Source organism: Mycolicibacterium setense (genome assembly GCF_000805385.1).
GTDB lineage: Bacteria > Actinomycetota > Actinomycetes > Mycobacteriales > Mycobacteriaceae > Mycobacterium > Mycobacterium setense.
Window position 1 is genome coordinate 95,957 of sequence record NZ_JTJW01000008.1, and the last position, 17,805, is coordinate 113,761.

A 17,805-nucleotide genomic window follows, 5' to 3' on the forward strand; every position below is an offset into this window, starting at 1 on the left:
CACACCTGTGACTGATGTCACAGCACAGGTCGAAAGTAAGATGGCGATCGATATGCCCAGGACCCGCGACCAGGACGCCTGCCCCGGTGCACTGACGGCGCACCAGGCCGCCGACGGCGCCCTGGTGCGGATCCGGTTGCCCGGCGGGGTGATCACCGCGGCCCAGATGACGGCGCTGGCCGAAGCGGCGGAGCAGTTCGGTTCTCCCGCAATGGAACTGACGTCTCGAGGCAACATCCAGATCCGAGCGGTGACCGATACCGGCGCAGCCGCCTCGGCGCTCGCCGAGGCGGGCCTGCTGCCGTCGGCGACACATGAGCGGGCCCGCAACATCGTGGCCTCGCCGTTGTCCGGGCGCGCCGGCGGCGTCGTCGATATCCGCCCGTTGGTCACCGAGCTGGACCGCGCCATCCAGGCCGATCCGGCGCTGGCCGGGTTACCCGGCAGGTTCTGGTTCAGCCTGGACGACGGCCGGGGCGACGTATCCGGGATCGACGCCGATGCCGGGGTGCATGCTCTCGATGACGGCACCTGGGCGCTGTTGCTGGCCGGACGTGACACCGGGGTGCGGCTGGACGCCGCTGATGTGGTGCAGACCTTGACCCAGATAGCCAGGCGATTCGTCGAAATCCGTGGAAAGTCTTGGCGGATAACCGAACTCGCCGACCACACTCGCCTGCTGGATGGCCTGGCCGTCAGCGCCCCCGCCGGAGCCACCTGGCCACCGACCATGAAGCCGCCGGTCGGCTGGATCGAGCAGCGGGACTCCCGGGTCGCCCTCGGCGCCGCGCTGCCGCTGGGGATCCTGCAGGCCCGGGCGGCGCACTTCCTCGCCGCGATCGAGACCCCGCTGGTGATCACCCCGTGGCGCTCGCTGCTGGTGTGCGATGTCCCCGAGGGCACAGCAGACACGGCCTTACGCGTGCTGGCGCCGCTCGGTCTGGTGTTCGACGAGAATTCACCGTGGCTGGGCATCAGCGCCTGCACCGGCAGCCCCGGATGCGCCAAATCGGCCGCCGATGTGCGTGCCGACGCCACCCGAGCGGTGGACGACCCGTCTGAAGTCCACCGCCATTTCGTGGGCTGTGAGCGAGCCTGCGGCAGCCCGCCCGTCGGGGAGGTACTGATCGCCACCGCGGACGGGTACCGGCCGTCCGCCCGCGCACGCGAGGAGCAAAAGGACAGCAGCGCACGCGAGGAGCAGATAGGTTTGCCGCCCCCGTAGGGTGTTCGCGTGCTCGACTACATCCGTGACGCCGCCGAGATCTACCGGCAGTCGTTCGCGACGATCCGCGCCGAGGCGAACCTGTCGCGCTTCCCCGACGATGTGGCACGGGTGGTCGTCCGGCTCATCCACACCTGCGGCCAGGTGGATGTCGCCGATCACGTCTCCTACACCGACGACGTCGTGACCAGGGCGCATGTCGCGCTCGCCGCGGGAGCCCCGGTGTTGTGCGACTCCTCGATGGTCGCGGCCGGGATCACCCGGTCACGGTTGCCCGCCGACAACGAGGTCGTCTCGCTGGTGGCCGATCCCCGCGCTCCGGAGTTGGCGGCGAAGCTGGGATTCACCCGCTCGGCGGCAGCGGTCGACCTGTGGGCCGACCGGCTCGGCGGCGCGGTGGTGGCGATCGGCAACGCGCCGACGGCGCTGTTCCGGCTGCTGGAACTGCTCGACGAAGGCGCCCCCGTCCCCGCGGCCGTGCTGGGCGGACCGGTCGGATTCGTCGGCTCGGCACAGTCCAAGGACGAACTGATCGAGCGCCCGCGGGGCATGTCCTATCTGGTGGTGACCGGCCGGCGCGGGGGCAGCGCGATGGCCGCTGCCGCCGTCAATGCGATTGCGAGTGAGCGCGAGTGAGCACCGAGACGACAAAAGGCACCCTCTACGGCGTCGGTCTGGGCCCCGGTGACCCGGAGCTGGTCACCGTCAAGGCGGCCCGGCTGATCGGTTCAGCCGACGTGGTGGCCTATCACAGCGCCAAGCACGGTCGCAGCATCGCCCGCGGTATCGCCGAGCCCTATCTGCGTGAAGGCCAGCTCGAGGAACACCTGGTCTACCCCGTCACCACGGAAACCACGGAGCATCCCGGCGGTTACGTCGGCGCGATGGAGGACTTCTACGCCGCGGCCGCCGAGCGCATCGCCGCGCACTTGGACGCGGGCCGCGATGTGGCCCTGCTGGCCGAGGGCGATCCACTGTTCTACAGCTCGTACATGCACATGCACACCCGGTTGACCGAGCGGTTCGATGCCGTCATCGTTCCCGGGGTCACGTCGGTGAGCGCGGCCTCGGCCGCCACGGGCACCCCGCTGGTGCAGGGCGACGACGTGCTGACCATCCTGCCCGGCACGCTGCCCGTCGCCGAACTGGAGCGCCGCCTGGCCGACACCGACGCAGCGGTCGTGCTCAAGTTGGGCCGCTCTTACAGCCGGGTGCGGGAAGCCCTGGAGTCGACCGGACGGCTGGACGAGGCGTATTACGTCGAGCGGGCCAGCACCGACCGGCAGCGGGTGTCGCCGGCTCGCGACGTCGGCGAAGCGGCCGGTGACTCCGGCGCCGACGTCAAGGTGCCCTACTTCTCCCTGGCGATGGTCCCCGGCCGGTCGCGGTCCACCGCGTCGAACGGCAGTGTGGTGGTCGTCGGCCTCGGGCCGGGCGACTCGGATTGGATGACTCCCCAGAGCCGCCGCGAGCTGGCCGCCGCCACCGACCTGATCGGCTACGGCCCATACCTCGATCGTGTCGGAGCCCGCGCCGGGCAGCACCATCACCCCAGCGACAACACCGACGAACCGGCCCGCGCACAGCTGGCCTGCAAGCTGGCCCAGGAAGGCCGGACGGTGGCCGTGGTGTCCTCCGGCGATCCCGGCGTGTTCGCGATGGCCACCGCCGTGCTCGAAGAGGCCAAGCAGTGGCCCGGCGTCGAGGTACGGGTGATCCCGGCGATGACGGCGGCGCAGGCGGTCGCCAGCCGGGTGGGCGCCCCGCTCGGGCACGACTATGCGGTGATCTCACTGTCGGACCGGCTCAAGCCGTGGGACGTGATCGCCGAGCGACTCACTGCCGCGGCCAAGGCCGATCTGGCGCTGGCGATCTACAACCCAGCGTCGGCGACCCGGACCTGGCAAGTGGGCGCCATGCGCGAACTGCTGCTCGAGTACCGGGATCCGAGTACGCCGGTGGTCGTCGCGCGGGCGGTCTCGGGTGCGCAGCCCGGACCGGGCGAGCGGGTCACCGTGGTCCGGCTGGCCGATCTGGACCCGGCCCAGGTTGACATGCGCACCATGCTGATCATCGGCTCGTCGCAGACGCAGTGGTACGCCGGTTCGGCCGCCGGCGACAGCACCGAGGACCGGGTCTTCACCCCGCGGCACTACCCGGGCTGAGCTGTCCGCCGGACTGCGCCACCAGATTTCGCGGTGCCGCTAGGGTCGCCCCTATGAGCACACCCCCTCGTGTGGACCGACTCGTCATGTACAAGCACGGAGTGGCTTCCGTCAGCCGCACCGGGGCCGTCGACGGTGACTTCGAGTTGACGTTCCGCCGGGACGACATGAAGGACGTGCTCAAGTCCCTGACGGTCGAGATCACCAGTGGGCAGGCGTCGGTGGGTACGGTCGCGTTCGACAGCCCGACCGACCCACGCACGGAATTGGCCGACCGCAACCTGCTGCTGGAACCGGGCGGCGCACTGACCGGACTCATCGAGGCTCTGCGTGGCCGCGTTGTCGAGATCCGCTGCGGCGATCGACATCATCGCGGGGAGGTCATCGGGGTCGACGACTCCGGCGAGAACCGTCGACTGCTGGTTCTACGTACCGAGGCCGGTGCCGTGAGCCTCGTCGACCTCGCCGAAGCCGATCAGATGGATCTGATCGAAGACCACTCCCGTGCCGACCTGGCGTACCTGATCGACCGGTCCAGGGCCGCGACCGCCGGCCAGGACTGCCGGGTGACCGTGCAGACGCGGGGAAGCGCCGAGCAGGCACGCGTGTCCTACATCGTCCCGGCGCCCATGTGGCGGGTGTCGTACCGGTTGGTTCGTGACGGTGACTCATTGGTATTGGCGGCCATGGGCATCGTGCACAATCCGATCGACGAGGACCTCACCGATGTCGCGCTGACATTGACTACGGGACAACCGATTTCGTTCGACATCGATCTGTATCACGGCAGGACGGTGCGGCGGGCCGTGGTCGAGGAACCCGAACGGGTGACCATGGCCAAGGCGGCACGATATGGCGTCATGCCCGCGCCGGCCGCGATGATGGACACAGATGGCGCTTTCGCCGACTACGAGGACTCGGTGTCCGATGTCGAGACCGCCGAGAGCGGTGAGTATTTCGAATACCGGTTGACGGCTCCGGTGTCGCTGAAGCGCGGCGGCGCCGCCATGGTCCCGTTGGCGGTGTCCCCGGTCGACGGTGTCCGACGCGAGCTGGTGTGGCGGGACGGCCCACCCGCCCCCGACATCGTGCTGGAGTTCAGCAACACCACCGGTGTGGTGCTCGAGGACGGGCCGGCTGTCATCTACGAACGGGACGGCCACGGGCAGGACGCCTACGCCGGGGAGGCCATGGTCCCCTTCACCGCGAGGGACGCGAAAGTCCGCCTGCCGTTCGCAAAAGATCTTTCCGTGCGGTGCCGCAGTACGAGCGACACCCGCACGGTGACGGCCCGGGTGCGTCTGGCCGACGACGCCGTGGTCGAGGAGCAGCGCGTCGAACGACGCCACACGCTGCGCGTCGAGAACGACCACGACGACGCCGTCGACGTCATCTTCGAGCTCCGCCGGTTCCAGGGACACCGGATCGCCCCGCTGAACGGCGTCGCCGACACCGAGGAGGACGGGAGTTGGCACCGGATCCGGGTGTCGGTACCCGGGCACCAGACCGTCGAGGCGGCGGTCGCGGAGACCTGGCCGACCTACACCGAGATCGCCTACCGGGAGCTGTCTTCGCGTCAGCTGGAGCAGTGGCTGGCCGGCCGGTCGCTGGATGCCTCCACCATCGATGAGCTCTCCCATGTGCTGCAGCGCTGGGAGCACGCCGACCGTCTCGATGCCGAGCGCGAACGCGTCGAAGCCGACCGCGGCGAGCATTACGCCGCGCAGGGCCGGATCGCCGAACAGCTGACCGTCCTCGGCACCGACGGCGCCGAGGGTGACCTGCGGCGCCGCCAGGTCGAGCAGCTCGAGCAGCTTCAGGACCGCATCAACGAACTCGACGCGCAGGTCCATGGGCTCCGCGCGGACGCCGACGCCGACCGCACGGCCGCCTCCGACGAGTTGCAGCGGCTCATCGGCGCAGTCTAGGAGCGATCTGACTTGAGTCGACGATCATTGACGGCTGTCAGAATCGCGATTAGTGTCCAGCGTCACGTCCTGGAGATGGGAGCCCCGTGACACAGCACGGCGCAGGCGTACGGTCGCCGGTCGACCGCCGTCAACCGCAACGCAGCGACCAGCGACGCGCAGCCATCCTTGAGGCACTCGACGAACACCTGAAGCTGACCGGCTTCGATGCGCTCAACATCGCCGAAGTGGCCCGGCAGGCCGGGCTGGGCCGCTCGGCCTTCTACTTCTATTTCGAGAACAAGGCCGCCGCTGTGGCCGCGTTGCTCGAGCCGATGCACGACGCGTTGTTCGCCGCCAACAAGATCCTTGCCGACACCAGCCGGCCGCCCCGTGACCGTGTCCACGACACCCTCGAGGCTGTGCTGCAGTCCGCCGAGGATCACCGCTATCTGATGCAGGCCATGTTGGAGGCCCGCGGATCCAGCTCAGCGGTGCGCGAGCTGTGGGACGACGCGCGTGAGTCCTTTGTCCCCACCGTCTCAGCGGTGATCACGGCCGAGCGCACCGCCGGCCGCGCTCCCGACGGCGTCGACCCCGTCGTGCTGGCGAACCTGCTCATGGAATTCAACGATCGACTGCTGGAACGGTTCATCGTCGGTGGGCCACTGTCGAGACAACAACTGCTGGAAGGTGCGGAGGCAATGTGGATGGGCTCGATTTTCGGGAAAGTACAGTGACCGCGGCAGGGTCGCTACCCAAGTCCATTCCGAGCCGGCCCGCCGAGGTGACCGCCGCATGGTTGTCGGGCGTGCTCGGCGCCGAGGTGGATTCGGTGCAGACCGCACCGATCGGAACGGGTCAGACCGGGGCGACCTACCGAGTGTCGGTCACCTACCGCGACGACGCCGGCCTGCCGGCCACGTTCGCGGTCAAGCTGCCCTCACAGGACGAAACCGTGCGTGACCGCGTCGCCATCGGCTATCGCTCAGAACACGCCTTCTACACCAACGTGGCCGATCACGTCCAGATCCCGGTCCCACGCTGCCATCATTGTGAAATCGCCGGTGAGGGAACCGATTTCGTGCTCCTGCTGGCCGACATGGCACCGGCCGAACAGGGTGATCAGATCGCCGGGTGCTCACCGGACGAAGCTACCCTGGCCGTGCTGGCCCTTGCCGATCTGCATGGGCCGACCTGGGCCGACCCGCAATGGGCCAACTTCCCCGGTATCGCGATGCCCAAGCCGGAACCCGACTCGGCCAAGGGATTCGGCGACGTCGCCAAGATGGCGGCCGACATCACCCTGGACAAACTCGGCGACCGGCTCAGCGCCGAAGACCGGGCCACCATGACCGCGGCGATGTCGGTGGTCACCCCGTGGCTGCTGGCCGAGCCCGACCGGTTCGCCATCCTCCACGGCGACTACCGGCTGGACAACATGCTGTTCGATCCCGACCGCACGCGGATCACCGTGGTGGACTGGCAGACACTCGGCTCCGGCCTGCCGGCCCGCGACCTGTCGTACTTCACCGCGACCAGCCTGGACCCCGCTGTCCGAGCCTCCGCCGAGGCCGATCTCGTCACCGCCTACCACGAGCGGCTGCTGTCCCACGGCGTCACCGCATATGACCGCGAAACCTGTTGGCAGGATTACCGTTTGGGCATGCTGCAGGCGCCGCTGATCACGGTTCTGGGAACCGCGTTCGCCAATTCGACCGAGCGTGGCGACGACATGATGGTGGTGATGGCCCAGCGCGGCTGCCAGGCGATCCGGGACCTCGACACACTCGAGCTGATCAGCGCCTGATCCTCAGGCTCCTCCGCGAACCCAGGCAGCCGCCTCCTCGACCGTGGCCACCGGGTGCACTCCCTGCGGCAGTGGCGGGCGGTCCACCATCACCACCGGCACGCCGGCGGTCTCGGCCGCGCGTAGCTTGGGCTCGGTCATCGCACCACCGCTGTTCTTGGTCACCAGCGCATCGATGCGGTGCTCGCGCAGCAGCGCCAACTCTCCGTCGTAGTCATACGGACCGCGCGACAGCAGCAACTGATGATCGGCGGGGAGGGTGTCGGGGTCGGGCGCGGTGACAGCCCGGATCAGGAACCAGGCGTCGACCGTTTTGAAGGCCGCTGTCCCGGACCGTCCGGTGGTCAGAAATATTCGCGAATAGCCCTTCCCAGCCACGGTTTCGGCCGCTTCCCGGTCGGAGCCCACCACGATCGCGGTTCCCGGAGCCCAGGCCGGCCGGGCCAGCACCAGATGGGGCAGCTGAAGTTCGGCGCACACCTGCGCCGCGTGGGCGGTGATGGTGGCCGCGAACGGATGGGTCGCGTCGACCACCGCATCGACGCGTTCGTCGATCAGCCATTGCCGCATACCGTCAACACCGCCGAACCCGCCGATGCGGACCGGACCGACCGGTAGCGCTGGATCCGGCACCCGCCCGGCCAGCGAGCTGATCACCTCGACCTCGGGGTGCAGGCGTGCGGCGAGGGCACGGGCCTCCCCCGTGCCGCCGAGCAGCAGGACTTTCATCAGTGGGTGGCTCCGCGTCGCCGATCCGACGAGTACAGGTAGCTGTCGGAAAACCCCTCGGCGGCAAGCACGTCACCGACAACGATCACCGCGGTTTTGGTGACCGCAGCAGCATGCATCTTCGCGGCGATGTCGGCCAGCGTGCCACGCAACACGATCTCCTGCGGCCAGCTGGCGAATGCCACCACGGCGCAGGGGGTTTCGGGGCGGTAGCCGCCATCGATGAGCTGCGGCACGATGTTGTCGATCTGCGCCGCGGCCAGGTGCAGCACCAACGTCGCTCCCGGCGCCGACAAGGTGCGCAGGTCCTCGCCCTCCGGCATCGCGGTGGACAGGGTGGCCACCCGGCTCAGGGTGACGGTCTGCGCCACGCCCGGCACGGTGAGCTCGCGGCCCAGCGCGGCGGCCACGGCAGCGAATGCCGGTACGCCGGGGACGATCTCGTAGCGGACGCCGAGCTCATCCAGCCTGCGGCACTGTTCGGCCAGCGCACTGTAGATCGACGGATCACCGGAATGCAGCCGTGCCACATCCAGGCCTGCCCTGTCCGCAGCCACCAGCTCGTCGATGATCTGGTCCAGGTTCAGTGGCCCGGTGTCGACCACCCTCGCGTCCGATGGGCACAACGCCAACAGGTCGTCGGGCATGATCGAGCCGGCGTACAGACATACCGGGCAGCTGCCGAGCAGTCGCGCGCCGCGCACGGTGATGAGATCGGCAGCGCCCGGTCCGGCGCCGATGAAGTACACCGTCATCGCTTGACCACCGCCCACTGGGTGACCGGCAGCGCGGGACGCCAGCCGGTGAATCCGCCGATCGCACCGCCCTGGTAGTGCTGATAACGCCGCAACTCGCCGCCTTCCTTCGAATACCATTGCGCCACAACCGCTTCTGATTCCAGCGTGACCGCGTTGACCACCAGCCGCCCACCCGAGAGCAGGCGTTCGAAGCACGCCTGCAGCAATCCCGGCTGCGTGACGCCGCCACCGATGAAGATGACGTCGGGCACGGGCGCACCGTCGAGTGACTCGGGGGCGCCGCCGCGCACCTCCACCCGCACCCCGAACGCCGTCACGTTGCCCGAGATCCGGTCGCGACGCTGCGCGTCACGTTCGAATGCCACCGCCGCGCAGCCCGGTGCGCTGCGCGACCATTCGATCGCGATACTGCCCGAACCCGAACCGACATCCCACAACAGTTCCCCAGGCCGCGGACCCAGCACCGCCAGGGTGACCGCGCGGATGGACTGCTTGGTGAGCTGCCCGTCGTTGGCGAACATCTCGTCGGGCAGGGCCTGGGCCCGGCGATCATCGGGCCGGTAGGCCACCGCCACCACGTTGAGATCGTCGACATCGACCGGGCCGGCCGTGGCCCAGTCCCGCGCGGTGCCATCGTGGCGGCGCTCCCCCGGCCCGCCCAGCTGCTCCAGCACGGTCAATTCCGAATCACCCCGGCCGGATTCGCTGAGCAGCCGAGCCAGCGTCACCGGCGTCTGCGCGTCGCGGGACAGCACGATCGCCCGGCCGCCCCGGCGCACCGCGGTGTGCGGCGCGGCGGTGACCAGGCTGATCACCTCGGTGTCGGCCACCGTCCAGCCCATCCGTGCGCACGCCAGCGTCACACTCGACACGTGCGGCAGAACCCGCACCCGCTGCGTGCCGAACAACCGGATCAGCGTCGCGCCGATCCCGTGCAACAGCGGATCGCCGCTGGCCACCACATGCACATCACCGTGCAGCTCATCGAACAGCGCCGGCAGGGCCGGCAGCATCGGCGACGGCCACTCGCGCCGGTCCGAGGTCACGCTGTCGTCGAGCAGTTCGAGCTGGCGCGACGACCCGTACACCACGGTGGCGCTCGCCAACTCGTCCCGCGAGGTCTGCGACAACCCCGCCATCCCGTCGGCTCCGATGCCGACCACCGTGATCGTCCCGGCCACTAGCGGGGTCTTCTCTCTTCGCGCAAGCGGCTCATCTGCCCTCTGTTCTTCGCGCAAGCGCTCATCACCGCGGCAACCTGCGCCAGATCGGCCGCGGCACAAACCGCGTCACAAAGATCATCGGTCGGATCACCCACGGCACCCATACCGCACGCTTGCCCCGGGCCAGCGCCTTGGCGGTGGCGTCGGCCACCTGAGCCGGCGTGCTCGAGAACGGCGCAGGCTCCATGCCCTCGGTCATCCGGCCGATCACGAATCCGGGCCGGACGATCAGCAGTTGCACGCCGGTTCCGTGCAGGGCGTCGGTCAGGCCGGAGGCGAACGAGTCGAGGCCGGCCTTGGCCGACCCGTAGACATAGTTGGCGCGGCGGGCCCGGGCTCCGGCGATCGAGGAGAACACCACAAGGCGGCCCCGGCCCGCCGCCCGCATGCGCCGCGCCAGCACCGTGAGCAGGCTGACCTGGGCGACGTAGTCGGTGTGCACGACGGCCGCGGCATGAGCCGGATCGGCCTCGGCCCGGTCCTGGTCCCCCAGCACCCCGAATGCCAGTACCGCGGTGCCGATCGGTCCATGGGCGGTTTCGATCGCCTCGACGACACCGGTGTGGGCGGCGACGTCGTCGGCGTCGAACTCGCACGTGTGCACCGCGGCGGCCCCGGCTGCCCGCACCGCCGCGACCTGCTCGTCGAGTTGGTCGGCGCGACGTGCGGCCAGCACGACTACCGCCCCGGCCGCGAGCCGCACCGCGAGTTCGACACCGATCTCGCTGCGGCCCCCGAAAATCACCACGACACGGGGATCCGTGCCAGCCGTGTCATCCATGGCAGCGATTATGTCCTGCGCTAGCGTGGACCCCGATGGCTACATCTCGTGGCAAGGCAACCACCAGGCTCACCAGCGAGGCGCTGGCGTTCCTGACCGAGCGGCATCTGGCAATGCTGACCACACTGCGCTCGGACAACTCACCGCACGTCGTGGCGGTGGGTTTCACGTTCGATCCCAAGACGCACATCGCCCGGGTCATCACCAACGGCGGCTCGCAGAAGGCAGTCAACGCGCACGAGCGCGGGATCGCCGTGCTCAGCCAGGTCGACGGCGCCCGTTGGTTGTCGTTGGAGGGAAAGTCCACGGTGCGCAGCGAGGCCGATGCGGTTCGCGATGCCGAGCTGCGCTACGCCCAGCGCTACCGCACGCCGCGGGTGAATCCGCGTCGCGTGGTCATCGAGGTGCACATCGAACGCGTGCTGGGCTCCGCCGAACTCCTCGACCGCAGCGAGGGTTAGCCCGGCCCATCCGTCGGCACCGCCTCACCGGACGCCGCGATGCCCGTCCAGCATCAATGTCATGAGCTGGATCTCTTCGGTCTGCTCGGTGACCATGATGCTCGCGGCCCGGCGAACGGTGTCGTTGCCGGTGCGCTGAAATGCGTAGCTGGCCATGGCGATTCCGCCCTGATGATGGCGTGTCATCAGCGTCAGGAATTGCGTCTCGTTGTCGGGGCCGGTGCTGCGCTGCAGGCGGGCGAGTTCGTCGGGTGTGGCCGTGCCGGGCATTGCCACCGCGTGATCGTGGTGGGCGCTGCCGTGGTCCGTCATCCAAGTCATCGGCTGGGTCGACGATGGGGCGGCTCCGGCCAGTTGAAGCCAGCCGGTCATCTGTCCGATCTCGACGAGCTGGGTGAAGCGGATCTGTTCGGCGAGCGCTGTGACCTCTGGTGAAGCGTCAGCAGCCAGCATGTCGGCCATCGTGACCGCCTGTTGGTGGTGTGCGGTCATGTCTTGGGCGAATCCGATTTCCAGCGCCGAAAGGACTTGGGGGCGGGGGTGGTCGCGGTCGATCACCGCGGCACACAGGGCGGCGCCGAGCGCGGCGGCGATGACCGCCGTGGCGACGGCACGCAAAACGCGGCGGCCTTTCATCGTCATCGCGGCGGGTATACCGACGGGTCGAGGCGCAGTGTCATGAAGCCGTTGTCCGAGCAGGTTACGTAGAGCAGGTTGCCCCGGAATTCCGGTGGGGACATGCACCAGTCCGCCGAGAGGTCGAGGCCGATGATCCGCCCGTCGCGGACGATGTCATCCCCGTTGATCTGACCGCTGAGGATGGCGTGGGCCACGGCGATGGCGCTGCTGGCCGGCGGCACCACGATGCCGCCGAAGCGCACATGCTGGGAGTTCGGCAGTTGGTCGTTCTTGCCGGTCTGGGCGGGCGGGTTGAAGTAGGCGATTTCACGCATGTTGTCCGGATCGCGCACGTCGAACACCCGGATCCCGGATTGCGCCCACCCACACGCCAACGCTTGGGGGTCTTGCCTGCGATCGACGGTGCAGTAGTGGGATTCGTAACCGAAGGCTCCGCTGCTGGAGGCACTGGCGGCCCATCGGTCGAGATTCTGCGGCAGGTTGATGTCGAGTTTGACGGTGGTGCGCAGCTTCAGATCGGCGAAATCGGAGGCATCGAAGAGTTTGACGCCGCCGGACCCGAACTCGTCGACGTTGAACAGGTGCGGCACTGCGCCGTAGGTGACGTAGATGCTGTGTTGGCTGATCAAACCGTCGTGCCAGTGTTTGTACCCGCGGCTGGGCAGCAGTTGGTGCATGGTCGTACCCGGGGCTGCCCGGTCCTGTACGGCGGTGGTGTCCAGCACGTTCAAACCTGCGGCGGTGGACATGAACATGGTGTCGCCGTCGGGGGTGAAGTCCATGCCGTGGCTGGCGAAACCCGCAGGCGCACTCCACACCACGGTGGGGTCGGCCGGATCGGAGACATCGACGGCGCTGGCCCAAATCTGGCCGGAGGCCCAATAGGTGTTGCCGTCGGGTGAGAACCCGCCTTCGTGGGTGAGCATCGGAATCCGTACCCCGGGCAGTGATCCGCGGCCCTCGTTGAGCAGCCGGGGGTGAGCGCAGTCAGTCGCGACGTCGTAGATGGAGATGTATCCGAGCCCGAACAGAAACGGCACCCCGGTGCCCGCCAGTAGACCGCGGGTTTCGTTGACCTTCAACGATTCCCACGTGCCGTTGACCATGGCCGGTTGATCGAGCATCACTGTGGGGCGGGGATGGGCCGGATCGGAGACATCGAGCACCTGAACCCCGTCGGTGTGCGGGAAGGTCGATCCGATGTAGACGCAGTTCTTGTACGACGCGCTGGTCCAACCGGCACCGGGTCCCTGGTACTGGCCCACCAGGTCGATGTTGCAGTTGTAACCGAGTGTGCTGCGTCGGGAGTCACGATCTCCGACGGGCACCTCACCCTGCAGACCGGTCTCGACACGATCGCCCGGGCGGCAGGACGCCGTCGCCACCGCGGTTGACCAGATGTCGTTGTTCGGGTCGAAACCCGGGGGAAGGCCTGCCCAGGCCGGCGAGGCGGCGCAGATGAGGACCGTCAGCAGAGTGGCGCAGACCGCGGCCCAGCGCATACAGGACCCGTCGTTGTCCCCCATCGCCGCAACCTAACATCCTCTAAGGAATTAGAGGAATACTCAGAGAGGAATTCGCTCCGCTCATCCGTCGGTCGGCTGGTAGCTGGAGGTTAGGATTACGCCATCAGCGCACCTCGTAAGTACAACCCGACCAAGCGGCGCGCCGACCTGGCCGACGCCGCCATCGAGCTGTTGAGTACCGAAGGCGCACGGGGGCTCACCCATCCCAGGGTGGACAAGCAGGCAGGTTTGCCGGCAGGAACGACGTCGTATTACTTCCGTACCCGCAAACTCCTGCTGCACGGCGTCGCGGAACGTCTGACCGAGCTCGACCTCGGCGACCTGTCGATGATGGACGAGCGCAGCGATCGATTCGAGCGCCAATACGCCGGCACCTTGGGCCTCGCGCGGCTGGTGATGCTCTCAGGTACCGAGCCCTACCTGACCCGCACCCGGGCGCGCTTCGAGCTGATCCTGCATGCCCACCGGGACCCTGACCTGGCGGCCATCGTGTCGACCTACGGCGCCCAGTTCTACAGTCGCGCTCGCGAAGTCATCGCCCGCTGGTACGACGATCCCACCGTGCCGGCCGCACAGATCGAGGAAAGTGCCGTCGTGGTCCTCACCTTCATCAGCGGCATCATGACCAGCTTCATCCACGGCAGCCCCGTCATCACCGATGCCCACCATCTGGACCAGCTGATACGCCACCTGCTGGCGCGTTAGCGCTGCCTAGCTCACCGGGACCACGACCAGGTCGTGCGGCTGGTTGTTGACCGACACCGCGCCGTCCTCGGTGACCACGACGATGTCCTCGATCCGGGCACCCCAGTGCCCCGGGAAGTACACCCCGGGCTCGACGCTGAATGCCATCCCGACCTCCAGAGGCAGATCGTTGCCGGCCACGATGTAGGGCTCCTCGTGCACCGACAGCCCGATGCCGTGGCCGGTGCGGTGCACGAATGCCTCGGTCAGCCCCTCGGCCGCCAGCACGTCGCGCGCCGCCGCGTCGATCTGCTCAGCGGTCACGCCGGGGCGCACGGCCGCCACGGCGGCCTGCTGGGCGCGCTGCAACACCGCGTAACGGCGCGCCACCTCCGGATCCGGCTCACCGATGCTGTAGGTGCGGGTGGAGTCGGAGTTGTAGCCGGGCTCGTACGGGCCTCCGATGTCGACGACGACGATGTCACCGGCGCTCAACTCACGGTCGGAGCATTCGTGATGTGGGTCCGCACCGTTGGGGCCGGAGCCGACGATGATGAAGGCCACCTCTGAATGCCCTTCGGCGACAATGGCTTCGGCGATGTCAGCGGCCACGTCGGCCTCGGTCCGGCCAGGCACCAGGAACTCGGGCACCCGGGCGTGCACGCGGTCGATCGCCGCACCCGCCTTGCGCAGCGCGTCGATCTCGGCGGGATCCTTGATCATCCGCAGCCGGCGCAGCACATCGGTAGCCAGGACCGGCACTACGCCGAGCAGATCGGCCAGCGGCAGCAGATGCAGGGCCGGCATGGAATCCGTGACCGCCACAGCACTGCCCGGGCCGCCGAGCGCATCGGCGACCATCTGATACGGGTTCTGGCCGTCCACCCAATCGCGAACCGTCACACCGAGTTCGGTGACCGCCGACTCGCGCAGCGCCGCCAATTCCAGGCGCGGCACCACGATCGTCGGATCCCCCGAGGCTGGGAGCACCAGCGCCGTCAGCCGCTCGAAGGTCTGCGCCCGCGAGCCGACCAGATACCGCAGGTCATAGCCCGGGGTGATGACCAGACCGGTCAATCCTGCATCCGCCGCGGCGGATGCCGCCGCGGAAAGCCGTTGGGCGTAGACATCGGTGCTGAATCGGCTGACGCTCATGGCGTCGAGGCTAGTCCGTACCTCACCGACGCCACCGGCTACTGTCGCTGGAATGTTGCGTGACATCCGTGATCTCACCGACGATCCCGAGGCGTACGCCGCTGAGCTGCGCAGGCGCTGGGGCGGCCTGCTTAGTTATCGCTACCTCGGGCGCTCGTATGCCTCGATGGACCTGGGCCCGGTCGACGACACGGTCACGTTGCGTCGCGACATGCGTAACCCTGCGGGCGGATTGCTGCTTGCGGTACTGGGCATCTCCTCCCCCGACAGCGGCGGCGTGAGCGATCTGGAGGCGGTGCCCAACCCGGTCATCCATTCTTGTCAGGTACTGGACCCGGCCGTGGACGTGGCCCGCATCCGGGTCGATACCGAGGTACTCAAACAGGGCAGGCAACTGGCCTACAGCCGCTCGGTCATCGTCGACGCCGACAATCCGGACCGGGTCATCGCATTGACCGAGGGGCAGGGCATCTCGATCGGCACACCACCGGAGGGCCTGGACAAGATGCCCGTCGACCCGATCGACATCGTCGACGGGCCGGACCTGCCGCCGCTGTGGCAGGTGTTCGGTGGCGCCAAGCGTGACAGCGGACCTTGGGCCGGGCACTGGGCACTTCCGGAGCTGGCCGTCGAGGTCGCCTCACCGGATGCCGCCCTCCACATCGGCCCGCAGTTCGTGATCCTGGAGACGGCCGCGATGGATGTAGCGGCCGCTGCCGCAAATAGCGATGCGCTGCAAGGGCTTTCGTCTCACGTGATGTTCCTGGCGCGCGGCAAGGCGGGCCCGTTCCGGGTCGACACCCAGGTACTGTCCAGCAGTCAGGGCAAGGGCGCAGGCAGCGTAGCTGTCAGGGCCACCCTGCATGACGAGGGTGCCGGCGGCAAAGCCGTCACCGCGGCCTCATATGTTTTCGGGAGGATCCAGTGAGCGACCCGGTTCTGCTGCTCGACGGCGCCAGCATGTGGTTCCGGTCGTATTTCGGTGTGCCGTCGTCGATCAAGGCGCCCGACGGCCGGCCCGTGAATGCGGTGCGCGGTTTTCTGGATTCGATCGCCACGCTGGTCACCCGGGAGCGGCCGCGCCGGCTCGTGGTGTGCCGCGACGACGACTGGCGGCCACAGTGGCGGGTCGATCTGGTGCCGTCGTACAAGGCGCACCGGGTCGCTCGGCCGGAGGCCGACATCGGGCTGCGGCCGCCTCCTGATGGAACCCTCTACGTCGAAGAGGTTCCCGACGACCTCACCCCGCAGGTCGACATGATCATCGAATTGCTCGACGCCTTCGGCATCGCCATGGCCGGTGCCCCCGGATTCGAAGCCGACGACGTGCTCGGCACGCTGGCGACACGTGAACAGCGGGATCCCGTCGTGGTGGTCAGCGGAGACCGGGACCTGCTCCAACTGGTGCGCGACGAGCCCGGCGCAGGCGTGCGCGTGCTCTACATCGGTCGGGGGCTGGCCAAGGCGACGAAGTTCGGCCCGGAGGAAGTCGCAGACCTGTACGGGGTGCCCATTGACCGCGCCGGGCCGGCGTATGCGGAACTGGCTCTGCTGCGCGGTGATCCCTCTGATGGGCTGCCCGGCGTCGCCGGGATCGGCGAGAAGACGGCCGCGGCGTTGCTGGCCCGATTCGGCTCACTCCAGGGCATCAAGGCCGCCATCGAGGACCCGAAATCCTCACTGTCCAAAGCACATCGGGCCAAGTTGCTGGCCGCGGCCGACTATCTGGCGGCGGCCGAACCGGTGGTGCGCGTGGCCACCGACGCCGCGGTGACCATGACCACGGCGACAGACGAGCTGCCGCTGGTGGCCGGCGACCCCGCCCGGGTCGCCGAACTGGCGGCGGCGTACGGGGTGACGTCCTCGATCAGCCGATTGCAGTCGGCCCTCGACCGACTGCCCGGCTGACCTCGAACCTCCGCGAGCCGACCAGCGGCGGCCCGACTACTTGGGCCGACCGACCTCGTAGGTGCCCTTGTCGTCCTTGAACGTCACTGTCACCTTGCGCTTGGTGCCGTCGATGGTGACTTCACAGTCGAAGGTCGAATCCTTCTTGACCGTCGGGTTCTCACCGTCGTTGCACTTGACGCCGGTGACCTTGGTGGCGCCATAGCCGTTGGTCTTGTCGGTCAGGATCTGCTCGACGCCGCTCTGGGCCTTGTCGATGTCGAGCTTGGTCGTCATCGCCCATCCGGGCAGCCAGAACGCCGTGACGGCGAGCACTGCCAGCAAGAGCACCACGAGGCCGCCGACGATCCCGCCGATGGTCGCCAGCGAACGCTTGGAGCTCGCCTCGGCACCGGGCACACCGTACTGGCCGAACTGGCCCGGTGCGCCGTACTGGCCCGGCTGACCATACGGTCCCGGCTGACCGTACTGCGGGGCCTGGCCCGGCTGCCCGTACTGGGGCTGTTGCCCGTAACCCGGCACCTGCTGCCCGTACTGCGGCGGCTGGCCGGGAGGCGGGTAGGCCTGCTGACCGTACTGCTCCGGGCCGGGGTACTGCGGCTGTTGCGGCTGCGAGTAATCCGGCTGCTGGACGCCTTGAGAAGGCTGCTGGTACGGCGGGTACTGCTGCGGCGTATATGCCGGCGGCTGCCAGGCCGGAGCGTGGGCCGTGGGGTCGTCGGAAGCGGGGGTCGGCGGCTGCCACGCTTCAGCACCCGGCGCCTGGTCCCCCCCGGGCTCAGGCTGCTGACCGGGCCACTGCTGTCCCTGGTCAGATCCCTGCGGTCCGCTCAT

General features: G+C 68.5%; 18 protein-coding genes. 10 read left to right on the forward strand and 8 right to left on the reverse strand.

Annotated elements, in window-relative coordinates:
• The first annotated feature begins 52 nt into the window (after positions 1-52).
• From cobG to QQ25_RS18825, 6 genes are all read left to right on the forward strand, one after another.
• A complete protein-coding gene (gene cobG / locus QQ25_RS18800; RefSeq protein WP_052235976.1) occupies positions 53-1,225 on the forward strand; it encodes a precorrin-3B synthase in 1,173 nt (390 codons plus the stop codon).
• A gap of 9 nt (positions 1,226-1,234) precedes the next feature.
• Positions 1,235-1,861, forward strand: coding sequence for a precorrin-8X methylmutase (locus QQ25_RS18805; protein WP_039321377.1), 627 nt, complete (start codon positions 1,235-1,237; stop codon positions 1,859-1,861).
• Positions 1,858-3,390 carry a precorrin-2 C(20)-methyltransferase gene (locus QQ25_RS18810; RefSeq protein WP_039380406.1) on the forward strand — a complete coding sequence of 511 codons (1,533 nt, stop codon included), beginning with the start codon at positions 1,858-1,860 and terminating at the stop codon, positions 3,388-3,390. Before QQ25_RS18805 ends, QQ25_RS18810 begins: the two co-directional genes overlap by 4 nt.
• 53 nt (positions 3,391-3,443) lie before the next feature.
• The gene (locus QQ25_RS18815) at positions 3,444-5,318 is read left to right on the forward strand and encodes a hypothetical protein (RefSeq protein ID WP_039380408.1); all 1,875 of its coding nucleotides are present in this window, start codon (positions 3,444-3,446) and stop codon (positions 5,316-5,318) included.
• A gap of 86 nt (positions 5,319-5,404) precedes the next feature.
• Entirely contained in the window at positions 5,405-6,037 is a 633-nt protein-coding gene (locus tag QQ25_RS18820; protein WP_039321383.1) for a TetR/AcrR family transcriptional regulator, read from the forward strand.
• On the forward strand, positions 6,034-7,107 hold the full coding sequence (locus tag QQ25_RS18825; protein WP_039380411.1) for a phosphotransferase family protein: 1,074 nt from the start codon (positions 6,034-6,036) through the stop codon (positions 7,105-7,107). Before QQ25_RS18820 ends, QQ25_RS18825 begins: the two co-directional genes overlap by 4 nt.
• A gap of 3 nt (positions 7,108-7,110) precedes the next feature.
• Here the strand turns inward: QQ25_RS18825 and QQ25_RS18830 are convergent, their stop codons facing one another.
• From QQ25_RS18830 to QQ25_RS18845, 4 genes are all read right to left on the reverse strand, one after another.
• Positions 7,111-7,836, reverse strand: coding sequence for a cobalt-precorrin-6A reductase (locus QQ25_RS18830; protein WP_039380414.1), 726 nt, complete (start codon positions 7,834-7,836; stop codon positions 7,111-7,113).
• Entirely contained in the window at positions 7,836-8,591 is a 756-nt protein-coding gene (gene cobM, locus QQ25_RS18835) for a precorrin-4 C(11)-methyltransferase (RefSeq protein WP_039380416.1), read from the reverse strand. The genes QQ25_RS18830 and cobM overlap by 1 nt, the downstream gene beginning before the upstream one ends.
• A complete protein-coding gene (gene cbiE / locus QQ25_RS18840; protein ID WP_101906052.1) occupies positions 8,588-9,775 on the reverse strand; it encodes a precorrin-6y C5,15-methyltransferase (decarboxylating) subunit CbiE in 1,188 nt (395 codons plus the stop codon). Before cbiE ends, cobM begins: the two co-directional genes overlap by 4 nt.
• 64 nt (positions 9,776-9,839) lie before the next feature.
• On the reverse strand, positions 9,840-10,598 hold the full coding sequence (locus tag QQ25_RS18845) for a decaprenylphospho-beta-D-erythro-pentofuranosid-2-ulose 2-reductase (protein ID WP_039380419.1): 759 nt from the start codon (positions 10,596-10,598) through the stop codon (positions 9,840-9,842).
• A gap of 35 nt (positions 10,599-10,633) precedes the next feature.
• On the opposite strand from QQ25_RS18845, the gene QQ25_RS18850 reads away from it, so the two are divergent.
• Positions 10,634-11,059 carry a F420-dependent biliverdin reductase gene (locus QQ25_RS18850; RefSeq protein WP_039321395.1) on the forward strand — a complete coding sequence of 142 codons (426 nt, stop codon included), beginning with the start codon at positions 10,634-10,636 and terminating at the stop codon, positions 11,057-11,059.
• A gap of 24 nt (positions 11,060-11,083) precedes the next feature.
• Here QQ25_RS18850 and QQ25_RS18855 read toward each other — a convergent pair whose 3' ends face one another.
• Both QQ25_RS18855 and QQ25_RS18860 read right to left on the reverse strand, forming a co-directional pair.
• Positions 11,084-11,701, reverse strand: a complete 618-nt coding sequence (locus tag QQ25_RS18855; protein ID WP_039380421.1) for a DUF305 domain-containing protein — start codon at positions 11,699-11,701, stop codon at positions 11,084-11,086.
• Positions 11,698-13,224, reverse strand: coding sequence for an LVIVD repeat-containing protein (locus QQ25_RS18860; protein WP_052235917.1), 1,527 nt, complete (start codon positions 13,222-13,224; stop codon positions 11,698-11,700). Before QQ25_RS18860 ends, QQ25_RS18855 begins: the two co-directional genes overlap by 4 nt.
• A 171-nt stretch (positions 13,225-13,395) precedes the next feature.
• Here QQ25_RS18860 and QQ25_RS18865 point away from each other — a divergent pair, with 171 nt between their 5' ends.
• Positions 13,396-13,929 (forward strand): TetR/AcrR family transcriptional regulator, encoded by a 534-nt coding sequence (locus QQ25_RS18865; RefSeq protein WP_157847832.1) that lies wholly within the window; start codon positions 13,396-13,398, stop codon positions 13,927-13,929.
• 6 nt (positions 13,930-13,935) lie between these two features.
• Here the strand turns inward: QQ25_RS18865 and QQ25_RS18870 are convergent, their stop codons facing one another.
• Positions 13,936-15,063 carry a M24 family metallopeptidase gene (locus QQ25_RS18870; RefSeq protein ID WP_039380425.1) on the reverse strand — a complete coding sequence of 376 codons (1,128 nt, stop codon included), beginning with the start codon at positions 15,061-15,063 and terminating at the stop codon, positions 13,936-13,938.
• A 52-nt stretch (positions 15,064-15,115) separates the two neighbouring features.
• On the opposite strand from QQ25_RS18870, the gene QQ25_RS18875 reads away from it, so the two are divergent.
• Both QQ25_RS18875 and QQ25_RS18880 read left to right on the forward strand, forming a co-directional pair.
• The gene (locus tag QQ25_RS18875; protein WP_039380427.1) at positions 15,116-15,991 is read left to right on the forward strand and encodes a hypothetical protein; all 876 of its coding nucleotides are present in this window, start codon (positions 15,116-15,118) and stop codon (positions 15,989-15,991) included.
• Positions 15,988-16,971, forward strand: a complete 984-nt coding sequence (locus QQ25_RS18880) for a 5'-3' exonuclease (protein WP_039380430.1) — start codon at positions 15,988-15,990, stop codon at positions 16,969-16,971. The genes QQ25_RS18875 and QQ25_RS18880 overlap by 4 nt, the downstream gene beginning before the upstream one ends.
• Before the next feature lie 36 nt (positions 16,972-17,007).
• Here QQ25_RS18880 and QQ25_RS18885 read toward each other — a convergent pair whose 3' ends face one another.
• Positions 17,008-17,805, reverse strand: coding sequence for a DUF4333 domain-containing protein (locus tag QQ25_RS18885; RefSeq protein WP_039380432.1), 798 nt, complete (start codon positions 17,803-17,805; stop codon positions 17,008-17,010).